At 66.8% G+C, this 20,265-nt stretch carries 16 protein-coding genes; 7 read left to right on the top strand and 9 right to left on the bottom strand.

Going from position 1 to position 20,265, the window contains the following annotated elements; all coding sequences use genetic code 11:
• Positions 1-126: 126 nt before the first annotated feature.
• Complete coding sequence (locus tag HH308_RS03510) at positions 127-1,638, top strand: NCS1 family nucleobase:cation symporter-1 (RefSeq protein ID WP_170192790.1); 1,512 nt, start codon at positions 127-129, stop codon at positions 1,636-1,638.
• A gap of 8 nt (positions 1,639-1,646) precedes the next feature.
• Entirely contained in the window at positions 1,647-2,369 is a 723-nt protein-coding gene (locus HH308_RS03505) for an aspartate/glutamate racemase family protein (RefSeq protein ID WP_170192789.1), read from the top strand.
• Between the two features lie 157 nt (positions 2,370-2,526).
• On the opposite strand, the gene HH308_RS03500 is transcribed toward HH308_RS03505, so the two are convergent.
• The gene (locus HH308_RS03500; protein WP_170192788.1) at positions 2,527-3,363 is read right to left on the bottom strand and encodes a bifunctional allantoicase/(S)-ureidoglycine aminohydrolase; all 837 of its coding nucleotides are present in this window, start codon (positions 3,361-3,363) and stop codon (positions 2,527-2,529) included.
• A gap of 294 nt (positions 3,364-3,657) precedes the next feature.
• Complete coding sequence (locus HH308_RS03495) at positions 3,658-4,938, bottom strand: DUF6986 family protein (protein WP_170192974.1); 1,281 nt, start codon at positions 4,936-4,938, stop codon at positions 3,658-3,660.
• 210 nt (positions 4,939-5,148) lie between these two features.
• On the opposite strand from HH308_RS03495, the gene HH308_RS03490 reads away from it, so the two are divergent.
• Positions 5,149-5,916, top strand: a complete 768-nt coding sequence (locus HH308_RS03490) for an IclR family transcriptional regulator (protein ID WP_170192787.1) — start codon at positions 5,149-5,151, stop codon at positions 5,914-5,916.
• 3 nt (positions 5,917-5,919) lie between these two features.
• Here the strand turns inward: HH308_RS03490 and HH308_RS03485 are convergent, their stop codons facing one another.
• Positions 5,920-8,418 carry an excinuclease ABC subunit UvrA gene (locus tag HH308_RS03485; protein WP_170192786.1) on the bottom strand — a complete coding sequence of 833 codons (2,499 nt, stop codon included), beginning with the start codon at positions 8,416-8,418 and terminating at the stop codon, positions 5,920-5,922.
• 66 nt (positions 8,419-8,484) lie between these two features.
• Entirely contained in the window at positions 8,485-10,803 is a 2,319-nt protein-coding gene (locus HH308_RS03480) for a DEAD/DEAH box helicase (RefSeq protein ID WP_170192785.1), read from the bottom strand.
• A 126-nt stretch (positions 10,804-10,929) separates the two neighbouring features.
• Between HH308_RS03480 and HH308_RS03475 the strand changes: the two genes are divergently transcribed.
• The gene (locus HH308_RS03475) at positions 10,930-11,280 is read left to right on the top strand and encodes a DUF2568 domain-containing protein (RefSeq protein WP_170192784.1); all 351 of its coding nucleotides are present in this window, start codon (positions 10,930-10,932) and stop codon (positions 11,278-11,280) included.
• Positions 11,281-11,289: 9 nt separating this feature from the next.
• On the opposite strand, the gene HH308_RS03470 is transcribed toward HH308_RS03475, so the two are convergent.
• Together HH308_RS03470 and HH308_RS03465 are read right to left on the bottom strand one after the other, a co-directional pair.
• Entirely contained in the window at positions 11,290-11,976 is a 687-nt protein-coding gene (locus tag HH308_RS03470; RefSeq protein WP_312870332.1) for a haloacid dehalogenase type II, read from the bottom strand.
• 23 nt (positions 11,977-11,999) lie between these two features.
• Positions 12,000-13,130: an adenylate/guanylate cyclase domain-containing protein gene (locus HH308_RS03465; RefSeq protein WP_312870331.1), complete on the bottom strand. Its 1,131-nt coding sequence runs from the start codon at positions 13,128-13,130 to the stop codon at positions 12,000-12,002.
• A gap of 118 nt (positions 13,131-13,248) precedes the next feature.
• On the opposite strand from HH308_RS03465, the gene HH308_RS03460 reads away from it, so the two are divergent.
• Both HH308_RS03460 and gnd read left to right on the top strand, forming a co-directional pair.
• Complete coding sequence (locus HH308_RS03460) at positions 13,249-13,800, top strand: nitroreductase family protein (protein ID WP_170192782.1); 552 nt, start codon at positions 13,249-13,251, stop codon at positions 13,798-13,800.
• Between the two features lie 79 nt (positions 13,801-13,879).
• Complete coding sequence (gene gnd / locus HH308_RS03455) at positions 13,880-14,785, top strand: phosphogluconate dehydrogenase (NAD(+)-dependent, decarboxylating) (RefSeq protein ID WP_312870330.1); 906 nt, start codon at positions 13,880-13,882, stop codon at positions 14,783-14,785.
• A 227-nt stretch (positions 14,786-15,012) separates the two neighbouring features.
• On the opposite strand, the gene HH308_RS03450 is transcribed toward gnd, so the two are convergent.
• The 3 genes from HH308_RS03450 to HH308_RS03440 all read right to left on the bottom strand — a co-directional run bounded on the left by HH308_RS03450 (position 15,013) and on the right by HH308_RS03440 (position 18,993).
• On the bottom strand, positions 15,013-15,915 hold the full coding sequence (locus tag HH308_RS03450) for a universal stress protein (protein WP_170192780.1): 903 nt from the start codon (positions 15,913-15,915) through the stop codon (positions 15,013-15,015).
• Complete coding sequence (locus tag HH308_RS03445; protein ID WP_170192779.1) at positions 15,912-17,363, bottom strand: amino acid permease; 1,452 nt, start codon at positions 17,361-17,363, stop codon at positions 15,912-15,914. The genes HH308_RS03450 and HH308_RS03445 overlap by 4 nt, the downstream gene beginning before the upstream one ends.
• Before the next feature lie 145 nt (positions 17,364-17,508).
• Positions 17,509-18,993 carry an aminotransferase class I/II-fold pyridoxal phosphate-dependent enzyme gene (locus HH308_RS03440; RefSeq protein ID WP_170192778.1) on the bottom strand — a complete coding sequence of 495 codons (1,485 nt, stop codon included), beginning with the start codon at positions 18,991-18,993 and terminating at the stop codon, positions 17,509-17,511.
• A gap of 77 nt (positions 18,994-19,070) precedes the next feature.
• Here HH308_RS03440 and HH308_RS03435 point away from each other — a divergent pair, with 77 nt between their 5' ends.
• A complete protein-coding gene (locus tag HH308_RS03435) occupies positions 19,071-19,967 on the top strand; it encodes a LysR family transcriptional regulator (protein WP_170192777.1) in 897 nt (298 codons plus the stop codon).
• Positions 19,968-20,265: the final 298 nt, after the last annotated feature.

The following is a 20,265-nucleotide window of genomic DNA, read 5'->3' as shown; positions in this document are numbered from 1 at the left end:
AGTACGGAAACTACTTGACAATGCCTCTGGTGATGCGCATTACTATTGATCATATAGCGGAACCCTGTTTCCGCTCTGTGGAATTCCCGAGTGCGCCTGCGGGCCGACGAGCGAAAGATGCCTTCGATGATCACTCCCGACGATGCCGTGGTCTCACCGCCACTACCCGACTCACCCGTGCACCCCACCCCCGCCGGCGTCAGTCCGACCCTCTACAACGAAGACCTCGCCCCGACGATGCGCGCCGGACGCACCTGGCGTTCCTACAACATCTTCGCCCTGTGGGCCAACGACGTGCACAGTCTCGGCAACTACGCCTTCGCCATCGGGCTCTTCGCGCTGGGCCTCGGCGGATGGCAGATTCTCGTCGCGCTGGGCCTCGGCGGGCTGTTCCTGTTCCTCCTGCTCAACCTGTCCGGGTTCATGGGTGAGAAGACCGGCGTCCCGTTCCCGGTGATGAGTCGCATCTCGTTCGGCATCCGGGGCGCGCAGGTTCCGGCCCTAATTCGCGGCGCGGTGGCCATCGCTTGGTTCGGCATCCAGACCTTTCTCGCCTCCGTCGTCTTCCGAGTGATGATCGTCGCCGTGTTCCCCGGCGCGAAGAGCCTCGACGCCAACAGCATCCTCGGACTGTCCACGCTGGGATGGATCGCGTTCCTCATCCTGTGGGTCGTGCAGATGGTCATCGTCAGCTACGGCATGGAGACCATCCGCAAATACGAGGCGTTCGCCGGACCGGTCATCCTGCTCACCATGTCCGCCCTCGCGATCTGGATGTTCATCCGGGCCGGCGGCTCGATCGCCTGGACCACCCCGGCGTCGAAGACCGGTGTGGACATGTGGCTCAAGATCATCGGCGACGCCGGACTGTGGGTCGCCATCTACGGCACATTCGTGCTCAACTTCTGCGACTTCACCCGCAGTGCGACGTCGCGCATCGCGATCGTGCGCGGCAACTTCTTCGGCATTCCGATCAACATGCTCGTCTTCGGTGCCATCGTCGTCGTCCTCGCCGGCGCGCAATACAAGATCAACGGCAAGGTCATCGAATCTCCCGCGGATATCGTCGCCACCGTACCCAACACGTTCTTGCTGGTCATGGCATGTCTCGCGCTGCTGATCCTGACCGTCGCGGTCAACTTGATGGCCAACTTCGTCGCACCGATCTACGCGCTCACCAACCTGTTCCCCACCAAGCTCAACTTCCGCCGCGCCGGCGTCGTCTCGGGTGTCATCGGTCTGATCATCCTGCCGTGGAATCTCTACAACAGCCCGGCGGTCATCACCTACTTCCTGGGCGGCCTCGGCGCGATCCTGGGCCCGCTGTTCGGCATCATCATGGCCGACTACTGGCTCATCCGCCGCGCGCGGGTCAATGTGCCCGACCTGTACACCACCGCCCCCGACGGCGACTATCACTACTCGTCGGGCGTCAACCCGCGCGCCGTGATCGCGCTGATCCCTACCGCGGGTGTCGCGCTCCTGTTGGCGTTCGTTCCCGCCTTCTCGTCGGTGTCGTCGTTCTCATGGTTTATCGGCGCCGGCCTCGGCGCGATCGTGTATCTGCTAGTCGCCGACCGCAACCGCGAATTCACCGACGTCTCGGGCGAGGCGATCGCCGTCCCGAGCAAGCACTAGGAGAACCGATGCGCATACTCGTCGCCAACGTCAACACCACCGAATCGATGACGGCGGCCATCGCCGACTCAGCGCGCTCGGTCGCGTCGCCGGGCACCGAGATCATCGGCATCACGCCGCGGTTCGGAGCGGACTCATGCGAAGGAAACTTCGAGTCCTACCTCGCCGCGATCGCCGTGATGGACGCGATCACCTCCTACCCGGAACCGTTCGACGCCGTCATTCAAGCGGGTTACGGCGAGCACGGCCGGGAAGGTCTGCAGGAACTCCTCGACGTCCCCGTCGTCGACATCACCGAGGCCGCGGCATCGACCGCGATGTATCTGGGCCACAAATACTCGGTCGTGACCACACTCGATCGCACGGTTCCGCTAATCGAGGATCGTTTGAAACTCGCCGGCCTGGCTGAGCGTTGTGCGTCGGTGCGAGCGTCGGGTCTGGGTGTTCTCGAACTCGAATCCGACCCCGAGCGCGCCGTGGCGGCCATCGTCGCGCAATCCCGCGAGGCAGTTGAACGCGATCACGCCGAGGTCATCTGCCTCGGTTGCGGCGGAATGGCCGACCTGGAGGAATCGGTCGCAGCGGCGACGGGAGTTCCCATCGTCGACGGCGTGCGTGCCGCGGTCACCATCGCCGAGGGTTTGCTGCGCCTGGGATTGTCGACGTCGAAGGTCCGCACCTACGCGACGCCGCGCCCCAAGACCGTCGTCGGGTGGCCACTGAACCGGTAGGTGCACGAACCCCGCCGACCGGAAAGCCCTGCTCAGGGGTACACCGACAGCCGAAAAGTGAACCACACGAGCGCGGCCCGCGACCACCTTGGTCGAAGAGTGAACTCACGAGCACGGCCCGCGACCATCTGGTCGCGGGCCGTGCTGCGTCACCTGTTCACAACGCGATCTGCCGATTCACATCCTTGTAGAGCAGGTAACGGAAGTTCGACGGCCCGCCCGCGTAGCAGGCTTGCGGGCAGAACGCGCGCAGCGACAGGTAATCGCCTGCCTCGACCTCCACCCAGTCCTCGTTGAGCCGGTACACGGCCTTGCCCGCGAGCATGTAGAGCCCGTGCTCCATGACGTGGGTCTCGGCGAACGGAATCACCGCGCCGGGTTCGAAGGTGACGATGTTGACGTGCATGTCATAGGCGAGGTCCTGCGGATCGAGCATCCGGGTGGTGCGCCATTTTCCTTCGGTGCCGACCATCGCCGTGGGCTCGACGTCGCGCTCATTTCCAACGACGACTTTCGGCGTGTAGCCCTCGAGCGGTTCATAACGCTTGCGAATCCACTGGAAACGCGACGCCGCACTCCCGTGGTTGGCGACGCTCCAATCGGTGCCTGCCGGTGCATAGGCGAATCCACCGGCGTCGAGCGTGTGTGACGCTCCGTCGATCGTGACGGTCAGTTCGCCGTCGAGGACGAACACGAAACCTTCGACCTCGGGCTGCGGTTCGGGCTTCGACGATCCGCCGCCCGGCCCCACCTCGACGATCGACTGGGCGAAAGTGGTGGCGCCGCCCGCGACGGGCCGATTGAGGATCCAGGCGCGTGTCTCGGTCCAGCCCGGAAACACCGACGTCACGATGTCACTGAGCACGCCACGCGGAATGACGGTGTAGGCCTCGGTGACGATCGCGCGGTCGGTGAGCAGATCGGTCTGCGGCGGGAGCCCACCGTGGGGTGCGTAATACGGGGCCGCGGTGGCCGGCGGTGCCGTTCGGGTCATGGTCGTCCTCTTTCCTGTGGGGCTGGTTGTTGCTGATGTGCGTCGCGAGGACGCCTAGGAGGGTTCTGATGGTCAATCCAACGGGCGGCGCCCACCCGCTGGTTGAGCCGGGCCCGACGAGCGAAGCGAGACGCGCCCGTGTCGAAACCAAGGTGAGTCGAATTGACAACTGTCACAAGGCGTTTGGATTCGTTGGCATCGTCGTCTTGCGAGGTTTCGACACGGGACTCCGCTTGCGCTCCGTCCCGGCTCAACCAGCGGGTGAGGGACGTTTCGGCGTTAATCAGCACCGTCCTAGTTCGGAACCGGCTGGTTGAGCGCGACGGCGTGCAGCGTCGGCAGGTCGACGCCGGCGTGCTCCTCGACCTCACCTCGGGTGACGGCGCCACAGACGACGCCGCGGCGGATGAACGCGGCCAATGCGCGGGCGGTCGCGGGTTCGTCCATGATCGCCGAGTCGACTTTGTGCACGTAGTTGCGCAATCGGGTGGCGGCCGCGTCGAATCCGTCGCGGTAGAACGCATAGGTGGCGAGGTAGCGCGTCACGAGCTGGGCGGGATGCATGTCCCAGCCCTGGTAGATGCCGCGCTCGAGGTGGCGGCGGACCAGGCGAGCGTGCAGCCGCCAGGCGGCCGCGATGTTGTCCGGATCCCCGGCGGGCAGGATATTCGTGGAACCGTCGGACAGATGGACGCCGGTGCCCGCGACTGCGAGTTGCATGACGTTCTTCGCGTGGTCGGCGACCGGATGCTCCATCGACTGATATTGCGCGGCGATACCCAGCGACGCCGAGTAGTCGTAGGTGCCGTAGTGCAGCGACGACACTCGTCCAGCGGCGGCATGGAGCAGCTGTGCGACCGGTGCCGTTCCATCGGCGCCGAGGATGACCTGCGGCGTTTCGATCTGCACTTCGAATCGCAGGCGTCCGGCGTCGAGACCGTGCGCTGCCTCCAACCGTTGGGTGACGTACACCATCGCTTCGACCTGATCGACCGACGTCACCTTGGGCAGTGTCAGGACCAGACCGTCGGGCAGGTCGCCGGCCGCGAGCAGTCCGCTGAGGTAGAGGTCCAGGGTGCGGAGACCCCGCGCGCGGGTGGGTGCTTCGAAGCATTTGAATCGGATGCCGAGGAACGGCGTCGCAGATCCTTGCGCATACGCCTGCACGACCTGGTCGACGGCGGCTGCGACGTCGGCGTCTTCGACGACGTCACCCCGCATCCCGTAACCGTCCTCGAAGTCCAGGCGCAGATCTTCGATCGGTTCGGTGGCCAGTTTGTGCGCGACGAGTTCGGCGAGAGCCTCGACGCGGGCATCGCCGTCGGTGCCGCCGCCCAGCCCGACGTCGCGGGCCACGGCGGCGAGGCCGCCCGCGGCATCGGCGGTCGCCTGGGCTCGCGCACCCCAGTCGGCGGCCAAGGTCGGAGTGAATCGATCGGCGGCGACGTAGGTCGTCTGCACCGGTTGGCGGCGACCGTCATCACCCGGATACTGCGCGGCCAACCGAGCGTCCCAGCCGGCCAGCCTGTCGTCGACGACCGCGTAGTCGGCAGGACTCAAGGTCAAATGTGTGATTGACGACACAGGCGCATTCCTCCGGTACGACTGCCGCTCGCGGCAGTGGAAACTTCTTTCCGTATCGTGGATTCTAGTGTGTTCGAGGCCACTGTGGCAAGGATTCGACGGACTGAACGCGGATTCCGTTTTCCGGTTGACGAAAGTGACATCCACCTGGCGGTAAAGTCATGACGACATGTCCAACCTGCCGGACCGACGAGGAGAATCATGCCCGCGCAGAACAGCCCCAGCGTGCAGGCAGTCGAACGCGCCTTCGACATTCTCGAAGTGATCGCGCGTTCCGGCGGCGAATGCTCACTCAGCGACATCTCCGATCAGACGTCGATGGCGCTGTCGACCATTCACCGCCTCCTGCGCACCTTGATCTCCATCGGCCACGTCCGCCAGCTGCCCAATCGGCGCTATGCTCTCGGGCCACGACTCATCCGCCTCGGCGAAGTCGCGAACCGGCAACTCGGCGCGCTCGCCGCTCCGGTGCTGCATTCGCTCGTCGAGGAACTCTCCGAGTCGGCCAGCCTCGCCGTCCTCGACGGCGACATGGTGATCTACACCGGGCAGGTGCCCTCGCCGCACACCATGCGAACGACGACGGAGGTGGGACGCCGGGTGAATCTGCACAACAGCGGCGTCGGCAAGGCCGTGCTAGCCGTCCTCGACGATCCCCGGATCGCGCGTCTGGTCACGCAAGCGGGCCTCCCCGCCCCCACCCCCAACACGCTGACCAGCCTGTCGTCGGTGTTCGCCGAGGTAGAACGGATCCGTGAGCAGGGATACGCCGTCGACGACCAGGAACAAGAACTCGGCGTCCGCTGCTTCGCGATGTCGGTGCCCGGTGCGCCCACCCCGATGGCGATCGGCGTATCCGGTCCGGTCCCCCGCGTCGACGACGCGTTCGCGCAGCGCGTGGTCCCCGCGTTGCGCCGCGCGACGGAGACCATCTCCTCAGCGCTCATCGGCGGCCGCGACACGCCTTAGCCGTCAGCCTCCTTCGGCGAGCCGCGCACGCAGGAATCGGCCGGTCACGCTGCGCTGATCGCCGGCCACCTGCCCCGCGGTGCCGGTGGCCACTATTCGCCCACCCGCCGCACCTCCACCCGGTCCCATGTCGATGACGTAGTCGGAGTTGGCGATCATGTCGAGGTCGTGCTCGATGACCACGATCGTCGCTCCCTTGTCGATCAGCCGATCGAGGACGCCGAGCAAGACCCGCGTGTCGAGGGGGTGCAGCCCGACGCTCGGCTCGTCGAGAACGAACATCGTGCTCGACTGATCGCGCCCCAGTTCGGCGGCCAGTTTGAGTCGCTGCGCTTCGCCGCCCGACAGCGCGGGCGTCGATTCTCCCAGCGTGAGATAGCCGAGTCCCAGTTCGACCAGTGTGTGCAACTTCTTCCGGACGCGTCCGAGGTCGATCCGATCGAGTGCGCTCGTCACACTCATCGCGAGCAACGACGGCAACGACACCGGCGGACCATCGGGCGTCGGCCGAAGGATCTCGGCCGCCTCGGGCCCATATCTGCTGCCGCCGCAGTCGGGGCAATCGATGTCGACGTCGGGCAGAAACTGGACGTCGAGCACGATCTGCCCGGTGCCCTCACATCGCGGGCATCGCAATCTGCCCGTGTTGTAGGAGAAGTCCGCGGCTTTCAGACCCCGTGTGCGTGCGGCTTCGGTGTCGGCGTAGGCGCGGCGTAGGTCGTCGAGGACCCCGCTGTACGTCGCGATGGTGGATCGCACGTTGGCGCCGATCGGCGTCGCGTCTACGACGTTCACGCGGTCGATGCTCGCACCGTCGACCGTACGGACATGTGCGGGGCGCTGCGTGTCCCGGACCGCGGGAACCAGGCTCTCCAGTACCAACGTGGTCTTCCCCGAGCCGGACACCCCGGTGACGGTCGTCAGGCGTTGCCGCGGAAAGTCGACGGTGAGCCCGTGCACGGTGTGGATCGGTTCGGTCACCAGCGTGATCTTGCCTGCGCTGAACAATCCCGACGCCGACGCCCGTTGCCGAATCACCGCGCCTTGTGCGCCGGCGAGAAACGGGCCGATCTTCGACGACGGATCCGCTGCGACCGACGTCACCGGGCCGGTCGCCACCACGGTCCCACCGTCACCGCCCGACCCCGGCCCGATCTCGATGAGCCAGTCCGCGTCGCGCAGCACGTCGACGTCGTGATCGACGACGACCACGGAATTGCCGTCGGCCAGCAGATCGCGGATCACACCGAGCAGACCGGTGATGTTGGCCGGATGCAGGCCGATCGACGGCTCATCGAGAACGTAGAGCACGCCGGTGGTCTGGTTGCGCACGGCGCGGGCGAGGTGAACACGCTGCCGCTCGCCGGTCGACAGCGTCGCACCGGCCCGATCCAGGGTGAGGTAGCCGAGACCGAGTTCGCTCAGTCGTCGGGCCATCGCCAGCAACTGGTCGACGAGCTGCCGTGCCATCGCACGCATCTCGGCGGGCAGCTCGTCGACGACGGTGGGCGCCCAGCCGACCACGGCGTCGAGCGACAATGCGGTGACCTCGGCGAGGTTTCGCCCGTCGATCCGTGGCGCCCGCGCCTGCTCCGACAGTCGTGTGCCCTGGCAGTCGGGGCACGTCCGGGTCGTGATGAAGCGGTTGACCCGCGACAGTCCCCGTTCGGTGGTGGCCTTGTCCAGCGCTTCCTGCACCGCGAGTCGCGCATTGCGATAGGTGACGTTGAGTTCGAAGAGTTTGCCGCTCTTCGACGGCACCGTGATGTGCCGCTTCTCCGACGGTCCGTGCAGAACGATGCCGCGTTCGGCGTCGGACAGCGCGGAGTACGGGACGTCGGTGCGAACCCCCATTTCGCCTACTACCTGCGGCATCACCGTCAGTCCGAACATCGACCAAGGCGCGACGGCGCCGTCGGCGATGGTCCTGTCCGGATCGGGGATCAGGGCGGCATCGTCGACGTCGCGGATGGTCCCGGTCCCCGTGCAGGTCGGGCAGGCACCGTCGGAGTTGAAGGCGAGTGATTCGGCCCCCGGTGGCCGGAATCGTGCTCCGCACGCCGGGCAGACGAGTTCGAGGTCGGCCGCGACGTCGATCGTCGGAGCAAGATAGTGCCCGTTGGGACATCGATGTGATGCCAGCCGAGAGAACATCACGCGCAGCACGTTGAGCAATTCGCTCGACGTCCCGAACGTCGAACGCACATTCGGGACGCCCGGACGCTGACGCAACGCCAACGCGGCCGGCACGTGGCGAACCTCGTCCACCGCTGCGCGTGCGGCGTGCGACATCCGACGCCGGGTATACGTTGACAGTGCCTCGATGTAGCGCCGCGACCCCTCGGCGTAGAGCACTCCCATGGCCAGCGACGACTTGCCGGACCCGGACGCCCCGGCGATGGCGACCATCTGTCCCAACGGCACATCGACGTCGACGTTGCGCAGGTTGTGCACTCGCGCCCCACGAACCTCGATGACCGCGGGCCCCCTGTCAGCTGTCATCCGCAGACCTCCAGACTGCTACCGCGCAACGGCTGTTGCACCGAACGCCGCCACCATAACCGTGGCCTACGACATCTCCTCGAATCCCTCCTTCGCCATCACCGCGCGCCGGCGTCGGTGCATGCGCTCGAGCACCGGCACCGCACTGTCGCGGTAGTCGTGCACGATCGCGGCGGACTCGGTTCCACGTGTCACCCGCCCGATCTGTTGAATCACTCTTCCCTTGAACGAGACCGGAACCGTGAGGAACAACGTGTCGAGGGTGGGTAGATCCAGCCCCTCGCCAGCGATCTTGTCGATGGCGACTAGGACGAACGGTGTCCCGGCATCGTCGAGCGCGGTGAGCCGAGCCCGGATCTCGCGTCGCTGTGCGGGACTCAGTCGGCCGTGCAGACTGACGACCTCGATGCCGCATCGCGACGTGACACCCGAGGCGAGTGCATCCAGGTGTTCCAGGCGGCTTGTCAGCACCAGACACGTACGCGAAGACTCAGCAGCGTCGACGATGTGGCCGATGATCGTCTCGTTGCGACTGGTGTCGGCGGCCAGCTCCGAATAGATGACCTGGATAGATGCACCGTCGCTGCCCGTGGTGAACACTGTGTCGTGCACTATCAGTCGCCGGGTACCGTGCACGGCCTGCTCGATCTCGTGTCGAATAGGCCCGCACTGCATCGTGATCAGTCCGTCGAGCTGGTCGGCGCGGTAGGGAGTCGCGGTGAGCCCGGTCCACAGCGGCACGTCGACCTGCCGCAATGCTGCTTCGATGGCAGGTGCTGCGACGCCATGGCATTCGTCGACGATCAATTGCCCGTAGTCCTCGAGGATCGACGGGTCACCGGCTCGGTGGCCGATCGACTGCATCATGATGATGTCCACGGTCAACCGTCGTTTGCGTCTGCCCGCACCGAGTTGTCCGATCTGCTTTTCCTCGAGCGACAAGAACTGCTGCAACCGCTCTCGCCATTGCACTACCAAATCCGCACGGTTGACCAGAATCGCCGACGGCACCCGCCGATGGGCGATCAGTGCACACGCGATCACGGTTTTGCCCGACCCCGGCGGTGCCACTAGCACGCCCATGTCGTGAGCCAGCAGCGCGTCTACCGCCGATTGCTGCGACGGCCGCAGCTCACCGGTGAATTCGATGTCGATCGCGTGGTGTGCGCGCCGGTCGATGTCCACCGACACGGTGAACCCGGCGTCATTGAGCAGAGTCACGGCCTCGTCGCTCAGGCCTCGCGGCAACCGCAGTTCACCCTCATCGTGTTCGAAACACGTCACGAACCGCGGCGTACCGAAAGTGCTGAATCGTTGCGCTTGCTTGCGATAGAACTCTGGATTCGCCACCGAAGCCATGTGCTTGAGCTCGGTGACCACGGCGCTCGGCAACGCCGCGGTCGGCACATGCACCATGGAGTCACGTCGCACCGTGAGCTTCTGGCCGGCCATGACCTTGGCCGACGCCCGGATAGTAGCGCGTTTCGGTCGGCGGGCAAGCATGTGAGAAGGACCGACACGCGGTGTCGCCAACGACGTCGCCAGCTCGTTGAGCTGCGCGAACGTGGCCGGCGCGCAGGCCGCGAGCGCAGCAAACTGATCACCGAACGGCTGCCACGTCTCAGGATCGGCGAATACCGACGTCGCCCGACGTCGACAGTCGCCCTGCAACGGCAAGGCAATGAGATTTCCCAGGCGTCCCCGGCCAGTGGACCGTTCCGGCAGCGTGTCTTGTGACGGAAAGAATCGGTCGTAACTTGCGAACGACATCCCCGGCACCCGAGCCATCGCCGCATGTAGCAGGCCCAGCCCAGCCACTCTAGCCGTCGCCGCCGGTACTGCCTCATTGAAGAACAGCCACACGTGGGCTCCCTCGCCTGAGCGCGAAATCTCCGCGAGCACCTGCAGACCGGCGCGTCGGCACTCGTTTGCGTAGGCGGCCGCATCGTGCCGCCAGGACTCGTCGTCGAAGTCGCAGACCAGCAGCCTGCACATGTCGTCGGCGATCATTGGGTAGAGCCCGACGTGATAATCGCTGCCTCCGCGCAGATGACGCTCGACGACGTCGTCGGTGAGCGACAGATGGTCGGCGTCGGATTCGTCACCTCGATAGAAGCCACCCCGTACGGCGGGACTCCACCCGCTCTTTCCGGTCTTCTTACTCGTCCAACGCACCGCGTAGACGTCGTCCCGACCTGCGAATCGCTGCCGAAACAGGGCGAGTTTGTCGGCGGGCGACGACGCCGATGTGATCCCGCAGGCGGACGCACCCTCGACAGTTCGGTCGATCAGCACGTTCAACCGCGCACGCACGACGGCGAGCTCAGCCTCGAGTTCCGCGATACGCGCAGTCAGCACGACTACCTCGTCCGACGATGCGGTCATCCGACCCACGCTACGTCAACGCACCGACGTCCACTCAAATAGAGAGCACTGCTCTTGCTATCCACTCGGGCCCGTGCTTCACTAAATAGAGAGCACCGCTCTCAACAATCAGCAAAGGATACCGACATGACCCACGACGTCAATGCCAACGACATAGTCGCCTTCCTCATCGAGATCGCCGCATTGCTCGCACTGGGCATCGCGGCCTGGCAATTGAGCCCGCAGACCACCCTGGTGCGACTGATCGCCGTCATTGCGACCGTCGGTACCGCGATGGTCCTGTGGGGTCTGTTCGCCGCACCGGAAGCGACTTTCGACGTCGCCGCACTCGCGATCGCGGTCAAAGCACTCGTCCTAGGATCGAGCGTCGTCGCGACCTACCTGATCACGCAGAATCTCGCCGCGACCACACTGTGGGCACTGGTCGTTCTGATCAACACCGCGCTCATCTACGTCGGGCCGTTCGCCCGGGCCTGAGACCCGACGTCAACACCCCAGTTGATCAGCGAGATCGTCCATCCCCGTCGCGTGGAACAGGTCGTCGTCACAGCGGCTCTCCGGCTTGTCGACCGGTCCCCACTCCAGCGGCCGCTCCACGTAGGCGGTCTGCAGACCACACGAGCGCGCCGCCTCCAGGTCACTGACATGGGTCGCGACCATCAAGACCTCGTGCGGCTCGGCCTGCATCAACTCGACAATCCCCAGGTACACCTGCGGAGCGGGTTTGTAGTGCCGCCACAGATCCGCGCCACCGATGAAGTCCCACTCGAATCCGTTGTGTTTGGCCATTTCCGTGAGCAACGCGACGTTGCCGTTGCTCAGCGCCGACACGACGAACCGGGTCTTGAGGCGGCGGATGCTGTCAGCGGCGTCGGGCCATCCGGGAATGACGTGCCAGGCATGGACCGCGGCGTCGAGCTGCTCGACGGACGGACTGATCCCGTGGTTCTCACGCAGCACTCGATCAAGTTGCTCACGATGCAGGTCGTCGAGCAGCGACCACTCGCGCGCACCCGCTTCCACCTCGGCCAGCGTCGGCGCATAGGTGAGTCGCCACTGCAGGGCGAGCAGCGAGGCGTCGACGCCGGGGAAGACGTCGGCGAGCACGCGGCTGACGCCGGAATGCCAGTCGGTGACGGTACCGAAGGTGTCGAATGCGAGAACCTTGATCACTCGATCACTCTCGCACGCGCGGGTCATCGGACCAAGCGGTACAACTGGCGCGCGCCGTCGTAGCCTTTGAGGTCGAAGGTCCCGGCTTCCTCTTGCGGAAAGCGCGTCGCATCCAACCGCTCGTGCATGTCCTGGTCGACGAGGATGGTGCCCCGCGTCGCGACGGCGGACACCCGGGCGGCGAGATTCACCGTCCGACCGATCCAATCGCCGGCGCGCGGCAGGGCGGGGCCCCAGGCGATTCCGGCATGCAGCGGCGGCAGTCCCTCGTCGGCCGCAGCCGCGAACAACCGCCGGAACATGTCGGCGATCGCCTCGGCATCCGGAGAGATCACCATCACCGCATCCCCGACCGTCTTCACGAACCGGACGGGCGCCTCGACCGTCTCGGTGGTCAACCGGTCGAGTTGCTCGGCCAGCTCGGCCAACACCGTCGGCTCGGTGAGCTCGCCGAGGCGGGTGAACCCGACGAGATCGGCGAACCCGACGGCGAGTTCGTGCCGAGGCCCGGCGCCGTGATCGGTCGCCAGTGTCGAGGCCTCCAGCCGAGTGGCCATCAGATGCTCGACGATGTTCGACTGCAGAACAGCCAGACGCCGCACCTCGGCGGCCATCCGCACCGCGACGTCGGAGTTATCGCCGACGACGCTCAGTCGCAGCTCCACCAGCACTTCGACGGCGTCGGCGACCGCCCACAGGTGTCGCCCGAGCACTCGCGCGGCGGCGAACAGTTCCTTTTCCAGCAAGCCCAATTCGCGGTACTCGACGAGTACATGCGCCAACTGCAGGTCGGCGTCGTTGTAGTCGGGGTTCACCCGCGAGGACACCCCCCTGCCCATCGCCCGGAACCATCGCTCGACGTCGGTGACCGACACCCCCGACTTGGCCGCCACCTCTTCGAGCGTGTATCTCGGGCGTTGGATCAGCGCATCGCGCATCACCAGGTGGGCGAGTCGTCCCTCGTTCGCCGCGTCGATCAGGCGATCGGTCCCGATTCCGGAGTCGACCAGGCGCGAGAGCTGCACGAACCGCCGGACCCGCCCGGCCGCATCCAGTCCGTCGAGCAGTCCCGCGGCGTCGAACTCCCGATAGCGTCCGGGCGAGCGCCGGATCGTTCGGACCAGGCGACCCGCTCGTTCAGTATCGAATCTCACCCCGACATTGTCGTTCCTTCGACCGCCGCGCGACCGAGACATCTCAATTTCGCCGGCACGGTCGCGAGGTCGGGTGCCGCGGTGGAACATCGCGCTCGGGACGGCGGTTGGACTCGGCATGGACGTCCAAGCTCAACCACACCTGCATCCGCTGTTGAGCGGCCGATTCAGTCCCAGCAGCTTCGACGCCACGCACGTGCTCGACGATCCCGCGCTGACCGCGTTGCTCGACGCCGCGCGCTGGGCACCGTCGGCGGGCAACTCGCAACCGTGGGGCTTTCTGCCCGCTCGACGCGGCGACGACGATCATCGACGCGTCGTGCCGCACCTCGCGCCGAGTTCCGCCGCGTGGGCGCTCGACGCGAGCGCGCTCGTCGTCACCGCCGCACGACTCTGGGTCGACGACGACATCGCCTATTCCGAGTTCGCCGACTACGACCTCGGCCAAGCCGTCGCGCATCTGACGATTCAAGCGCAGGCGATGGGGCTGGCCTGTCACCAATTCCGGGCTTTCGACCTCGACGGACTCACCGCATGCCTGGCCCCCGACTACGGCTGGACGATCCGCTCGATCATCGCCGTCGGAAAGGGCGTCGGCTCCCGAGCCGATCGTCGACGTCGCAGTGTGGCCGACGTCACCGGCGATCCGTGGCTCACTCGCGCACCGTGACCGATCGTTCGTCGCGAAGACCCTCGTCGAGTCGCCGAACGAACGGCGCCGCCGTCGTGGACAATGAGACCGTTCCTCGGTGTCAACGGAAGGCGAAGCTATGCAGTTGGGTCTGATCGGTCTCGGCAAAATGGGCAACAACATGCGGGACCGCATCCGCGCGGCCGGACACGAAGTCATCGGCTTCGACCCCCGACCGGAAGTCACCGACGTTGAGTCGCTGCAAGCCCTCGCCGACCGGCTCGACGGCCCGCGTGTCGTGTGGATCATGGTCCCGGCCGGCGACCCCACTCGTGACACCGTGGTCGAACTCGCCGGGATTCTCTCCGAGGGAGACCTCGTCATCGACGGCGGCAACTCCAAGTACACCGACGATCAACCCAATGCGGATCTGCTCGCCGAACACGGAATCGGTTACCTCGACTGTGGTGTGTCGGGCGGCATCTGGGGCAAGGAGAACGGATACGGGCTGATGGTCGGCGGCTCACCCGCCGACGTCGCGACGGCCATGCCGATCTTCGACGCCCTGCGACCGGAAGGTCCTCGCGAAGACGGATTCGCACATGCCGGGCCGGTCGGCGCGGGCCACTACGCCAAGATGATTCACAACGGCATCGAGTACGGCCTGATGCACGCCTACGCGGAGGGCTACGAGATCCTCACCGCCGAACCTCTGATCGAGAACGTCCCGGAGACCCTTCGGGCGTGGAGCAAGGGAACCGTTGTGCGGTCCTGGCTGCTCGACCTGTTGATCAAGGCGCTGGAGGAGGATCCCGGTCTGGCTGAGATCACCGGCTATACCGACGATTCCGGCGAGGGTCGATGGACCGTCGAAGAGGCGATCCGGCACTCGGTTCCCGCGCATGTGATCTCGTCGGCGCTGTTCGCCAGGTTCGGAAGCCGCCAGCAGGACTCCCCCGCGATGAAGGCAGTGTCGGCGCTGCGCAACCAGTTCGGCGGCCACGCCGTGCAGAAGTCGGACTAGTCCGACAACCGGACCGCCGACCGGGTGCGGCTGGGTGCGGCGGGGCGCACACCTCGCGGTCGCACTCCTGGCACGCTGACCGACAGACAACGGACCCCGCCGAGTTGCTCGGCGGGGTCCGTGTCGTCGGTGGGTCAAGTCAGCGCACCCCGATCTGCTCGCAGATCGGGCGCCGATCTCGTTGACCGCGTCAAAGGAGTCTCACGGTCAGAGGAGACTCGTAGCCGTCACGCCCACGAAACCGAGCGGGGCACGACGATGACGGGTACCGGGGCGTTGCGCACGATCTTCATCCCGTGTGAGCCGACGAAGACCCATGCGAGTGGGTTCACACCGCTCGAGCCGATCATGAGCAGATCGCCGTCCCGCCAGCCGATGTCCTCGATGGCCTCGGCCCACGATTCTCCGATGCCGATCGCGACGTCCTCCAGCTCGGGTCGTGCCGCGAGGTCTTCGACCTCGTCGAGGATCTCCGACGCGTGCGCGCGGATCCGCGCCGCCCACTCGCGCAGGACTGGATCCTCCGACCTTGCGCCGATGCGCGCGAGGATGCCGAACTCCGCGTCCGGACGGACTGCGAACGAAGCGAGCCGAAGGGTGCCGCCCGCCCGCGCAGCGATGGGCGCGGCACCCAACACGAGCTCCTCCGCCGCCTCCGAGCCACCGTAGGCGGCGGTCAGCCGCGTGATGTGGGAGGCGACCCGTCCGCGGTACCCGACGGGGGCGATCGCGATGGGTACGGGGCACGCCCGCAGGAGCGCCTCGGAGACGGCCCCGAGCGCGATCCGACCGTGCTGGCCGGTCGCCGCCGAGCCCAACACCAGCACCGCCGGCTGCTCGGACTCGGCGAGTTCGAGCAGCCCCCGGCGAGACGACGCCGATTCGTGCACGACGTAGCGCGCCTGAACCTGATCGCCGAGCACAGTCGCCGCGTGCTCGAGTACGACGTCCGCGGCGTCGCGGTTGTGCACCCGCCACTCGTGTTCGACGTTGCCTCGCATCGGCGGCCACGCCGAGGCGATGACCGCCGCCACGATCAGGTCGGTGTCGAGAGAGTTCGCCAGCTGAGCCGCGAGGGCCAGTGCGGCAGAGGATCGACGCCCGGTGTCGACGCCGACGAGGAGACTCATCGCTCGTCCTTCTCGACGTGCACGGCCGCGGTGATCGGCACCTCCGGCTCCAGGACGGAGTTGCCCGGCTCCAGCGCGGACTTACGTCGGCCGTAGAGGAAGTAGAAGGCGAGGAACACCGCACTCCAGACCACGAACACCACGATCGTGACCGGACGAAGCTGGCTGATGATCCAGATGCATCCCGCGATCGACAGGATCGGCGTCAGCGGATACAGCGGCACCTTGAACCCACGCTCCAGGTCGGGCTCGCGGCGGCGCAGGATGATCAGGCCGATCGACACCACGAGGAAGGCGGCGAGAGTGCCGATGCTGGTCATCTCGGCCAGGAAGTTGATCGGGATCACGCCGGCGAGCACCGCGACGACGGCCGACACGATCAGGGTGTTGCGGACCGGGGTGAACGTACGCGCGTTGACCTGGCCGAACACCTTGGGGATCATGCCGTCACGGGACATCGCGAAGAGGATGCGGGTCTGGCCGTACAGGGTGACCAGCGTGACGCTGAAGATCGAGATGACCGCGCCGATCGCGAGCACCGTCGCGGGCCAGGAACTGCCGACCACGTCCGCGAGGATCGCGGAGAGCCCCGCCTCCTGTCCTTCGAACTGCGACGCCGGCTGCGCGCCGATCGCGACCAGCGCGACGCCGATGTACAGGGCGATCACGACGAGGAGGGCGAGCATGATGGCGAGCGGGAGGTTGCGCTTGGGATTCTTCGCCTCCTCGCCGGCCGTCGACACGGCGTCGAGGCCGATGAAGGAGAAGAAGATCACGCCCGCGCCCGCCGCGACGCCGCTGATCCCGTACGGGGCGAAGTTCGCGAAGTGGTCGGAGTTCCAGCCGGTGATGCCGACGGCGATGAAGAACAGCAGCACGGCGATCTTGACGCACACCATGATCGCGTTGGTGACCACGGACTCCTTGGTGCCGCGGATGAGCAGCACCGCGCAGAGCGCGATCAGCACCACCGCGGGGAGGTTGACGATGCCGCCCTCCTCGGGCGCGTTGACCAGCGCGTGAGGCAGCTGAATATTGAACAGGTTGCCGAGTAGCTCGTTCAGGTACTGCGACCAGCCGACGGCGACGGCCCCGGCCGACACCGCGTACTCCAGCAGTAGGCAGGCGCCGACGATCATCGCCGTGCCCTCGCCCATCGTCGCGTATGCGTAGGAGTAGGTCGACCCCGACACCGGCACGGCGCCGGCGAGCTCCGCGTAGCACAGCGCGGTGAGGCCGGCGACGACGCCGGCGATCACGAACGACCAGATCACGGCGGGCCCGGCCATGGGCACGGCCTGCGACATGATGAAGAAGATGCCGGTGCCGATCGTGCAGCTGATGCCGATGGCCATGAGTGGGAAGAGGCCGATCGTGCGCGCCAGCGGCGAGCTCGTGTCCGGCCCGATCGGCTTGCGCCTCAGGAGTTGTTGGCTGATGGTTGTCACATTGTTACCCGTTCTTCAGGGGCGACGGCCTGTTTGCTTATCGCCCATCGGACAGCGGCCGGATCGGCGATCCGACACGTTCTTCGCGTCCGTCGAGTTGCACACAAGCTAACCCGTGGACACCACGTTGCGAGGCGCAATCGCCTCAGTGCTGGGCACCGGCGACCGGGGCCCCGACGACCACGCGAACGCTGTCGACCAGGCCGTCGACGGCGCCGCGGACGTACCCGCCCGGGGTCGCCGCGATGCTGCGGAGGAAGGTGATGGCTTCGGCGGTGAGCACTTCGCCGGGCAGGACGTTGGGGATGCCGGGCGGATATGCCGCCAGCGAGTCCGCCGACACGCGTCCGACCGCGTCGAGAGCCGGGACGATCTCGGTGTGCGCGAAGGCCGCGTCGCGCGGGCGCATGACCGCCGCACCCGGCTTGGGCAGGGCGACCGGGCCACCCTCGCCGCGCGCGGCGAGCTCGCCGACGGGCTCCAGCCCCTTCAGTGCCGCGACGAAGCGGGCGGGGTCCGGGGTGGTCCCGGGGCCGACGAAGGCGACGATGCACGAGCCGGTGGAGATCTCGGTGATGATCCCCTCCCGACGCAGGAGCTCCTCCCGGACGGAGTGCCCGTGCAGCCCGGCCGCGCCGACGTCGATCGACACGCGCAGCGGGTCGTGCGCGACGATGTCGTCGAACTCGTCGAAGCCGTCGCTGACGATCGGGAAACACCCAGTTGCCCGCACGGCGGCCCGGAGTTCCTCCGCGGCGGCGAGCGAGGTGGCGATCCGCTCGTACCCATCCTCGAGCGAGGCGCGGGCGAGGTCGAGCGATGCGAGCAGCAGGGAGCTGGCGCTGGTGGACTGGGTGAACATGAAGGCGCGGTCGATGAGCGGCTCCAACTCCTCCGCGAACTCCCCCTCGCCCAGGTGCAGCATGGCCGACTGGGTGAGGCTGCCGCCCATCTTGTGCGTCGACGACACGACGAGGTCGGCGCCCAACGCGAGCGGGTTGGCCGGCAGGTCGGGGTGGAAGCCGAAGTGGGCCGCCCACGCAGCGTCGACCACGAGCGGAACCCCGGCCTCGTGGCACACCTCCGCGATGCCTTCCACGTCGGCGACGGCGCCGAAGTAGCTCGGGCTGATGACGTACGCGGCCTTCGCATCGCCGGCCGCGAGCGCTTCCCGCATGGCGGCGGGTGTCACGCCGTGGTTGATGCCGTGCTTCTCGTCGATGTTCGGCTGAACGAAGCGGGGATCGAGCCCGCCCAGGATGATGCCGTCGAAGAAGCTGGAGTGCGCGCTGCGCTGAGCCACGACGATGCCGTCGGGAGACCGGAACGCCGACAGCGCGAGGGCCGCCATCCGGTTGGCCTCCGACGCGCCGTTCGTGAGGAACCACGTGCGTCGGGCTCCCCAGGCACGGGCGGCTGCGACGCGGGCCTCCTCCAGCGGGTTCGACTCGCCCTTGTCGATGCCGTCGAGCAGGGGCGAGATGTCGCATCGCAGCACCTCGGCGCCGAAGAAGTCGACGAGGAGGGGCGCTGCTGCGGGGTCGGCGCTGTGACCTGGCACGTTGAGGCGCTGCAGGTCGCGGGCAGCGAAGCGACGGACGGCGTTGGCGTAGGGAGTGATGGAAGTCATGCATGAATCTTCGCAGTGACGCGTACCATACGGAATAGCGACATTTCTTGACTTATCCATAGCTGATATGGAGCCAGATGTTGGATCTTCGACAGTTGCGAGCGTTGCGTGCCGTGGCGGAGCACGGGTCGGTGCTGCGCGCCGCGGCGGCATTGCAATGGAGCCAGCCGACGGTGACCCACCACCTACGCGGACTCACGCGCCTTCTGAACGCCGAGATGGTCACCAGCGACAGCAACGGCACGCGCCTCACCCCGGCTGGCGCGGCGATGCTGCCGCACGCGATCGCCATCCTGAACCGGTCGGACCGGGCGCTCGAAGAGGTCGCGGCGATGGTCGCCTCGGGCCGGCGCCGCATCGCCGTCGGCGTCTTCCCGTCGGCGGGAGCCCGGCTGCTCCCCCGGGTCGTGCGCGCACTGAACGACGCGGGGTTCGTGCCCGACGTGATGGAGGCCGAGCTCGATCCGCTGCTAGCCGCCGTCGTCAGCCTGAGGGTGGATGCCGCGATCGTCTACGACTCCCCCGGGCGCCGGGCGATCCTACCGCCCGACTTCCGGGTGATCCCGGTCCGGCGCGAACGCCTGTCGATCATCGCTCCGTCCGCCCACCGGCTCGCCGAACGCGACGGCGTCCGCCTCGCCGACCTCGCGGAGGAGCGCTGGGTGGGTGGCGCCGCGGCGTCCGATCCCGTGGACGCCACCCTGTCTCGTGCCGCCGCTGCGGCCGGCTTCGAGCCGCTGATCGCCAACCGCAGCGACGACTACGCGGTCGTCGCCGCCTACGTGGCCGCCGATTTCGGTGTCGCCCTGGTGCCGGAGCTCGCGCTCCCCGCCCACCTCGATGGCCTCGCGACGATCGACGTGCACGACAGCACCTTCGAAAGACGGATCTTCCTGGTCACCGCACCGTCGGTCGACCCCGGGGCCCGCGCCGCCCTGGAGGACTCGCTGCGCGCCGGAGCCGAAGACGACTAGCGAGGGCCGAACATCCGACTCCAGATACTCATCCGACGGTTCCGCGGTGTCGGAGGATGTAATCCGAGTCGAATGTCGCGTGGATGGTCTTTGACGGCGGCCAGCCAGGAAGCTGCGCGGGCATCTGTTACTCCGGCGTGAATCCCACCGGCACATCGGCCCCACTGACAACAACGAATCGATGGGGTCGGACTACGCCCGCCCCACGAGTCCCACTGGTTACAACGAATCGTTCGCCGAGGTCTGCCGTCGACAAAACTACCGTCGGGTCAGCGACCCGCGGTGCAACCCCTTTCGC

The sequence above is a fragment of the Gordonia asplenii genome (assembly GCF_012933505.1).
Classification (GTDB): Bacteria; Actinomycetota; Actinomycetes; order Mycobacteriales; family Mycobacteriaceae; genus Gordonia; species Gordonia asplenii.
The sequence above is the reverse complement of the archived record's forward strand: the minus strand, read 5'-3'. Positions and strand labels throughout refer to the sequence as shown.

What these genes read in the sequence shown, in the direction of transcription:
- HH308_RS03510 (WP_170192790.1), top strand. Translation starts at nt 127, where the DNA reads ATGATCACTCCCGACGATGCCGTGGTCTCACCGCCACTACCCGACTCA.
- HH308_RS03505 (WP_170192789.1), top strand. Translation starts at nt 1,647, where the DNA reads ATGCGCATACTCGTCGCCAACGTCAACACCACCGAATCGATGACGGCG.
- HH308_RS03500 (WP_170192788.1), bottom strand. Translation starts at nt 3,363, where the DNA reads ATGACCCGAACGGCACCGCCGGCCACCGCGGCCCCGTATTACGCACCC.
- HH308_RS03490 (WP_170192787.1), top strand. Translation starts at nt 5,149, where the DNA reads ATGCCCGCGCAGAACAGCCCCAGCGTGCAGGCAGTCGAACGCGCCTTC.
- HH308_RS03485 (WP_170192786.1), bottom strand. Translation starts at nt 8,418, where the DNA reads ATGACAGCTGACAGGGGGCCCGCGGTCATCGAGGTTCGTGGGGCGCGA.
- HH308_RS03480 (WP_170192785.1), bottom strand. Translation starts at nt 10,803, where the DNA reads ATGACCGCATCGTCGGACGAGGTAGTCGTGCTGACTGCGCGTATCGCG.
- HH308_RS03475 (WP_170192784.1), top strand. Translation starts at nt 10,930, where the DNA reads ATGACCCACGACGTCAATGCCAACGACATAGTCGCCTTCCTCATCGAG.
- HH308_RS03460 (WP_170192782.1), top strand. Translation starts at nt 13,249, where the DNA reads ATGGACGTCCAAGCTCAACCACACCTGCATCCGCTGTTGAGCGGCCGA.
- HH308_RS03450 (WP_170192780.1), bottom strand. Translation starts at nt 15,915, where the DNA reads ATGAGTCTCCTCGTCGGCGTCGACACCGGGCGTCGATCCTCTGCCGCA.
- HH308_RS03440 (WP_170192778.1), bottom strand. Translation starts at nt 18,993, where the DNA reads ATGACTTCCATCACTCCCTACGCCAACGCCGTCCGTCGCTTCGCTGCC.
- HH308_RS03435 (WP_170192777.1), top strand. Translation starts at nt 19,071, where the DNA reads ATGTTGGATCTTCGACAGTTGCGAGCGTTGCGTGCCGTGGCGGAGCAC.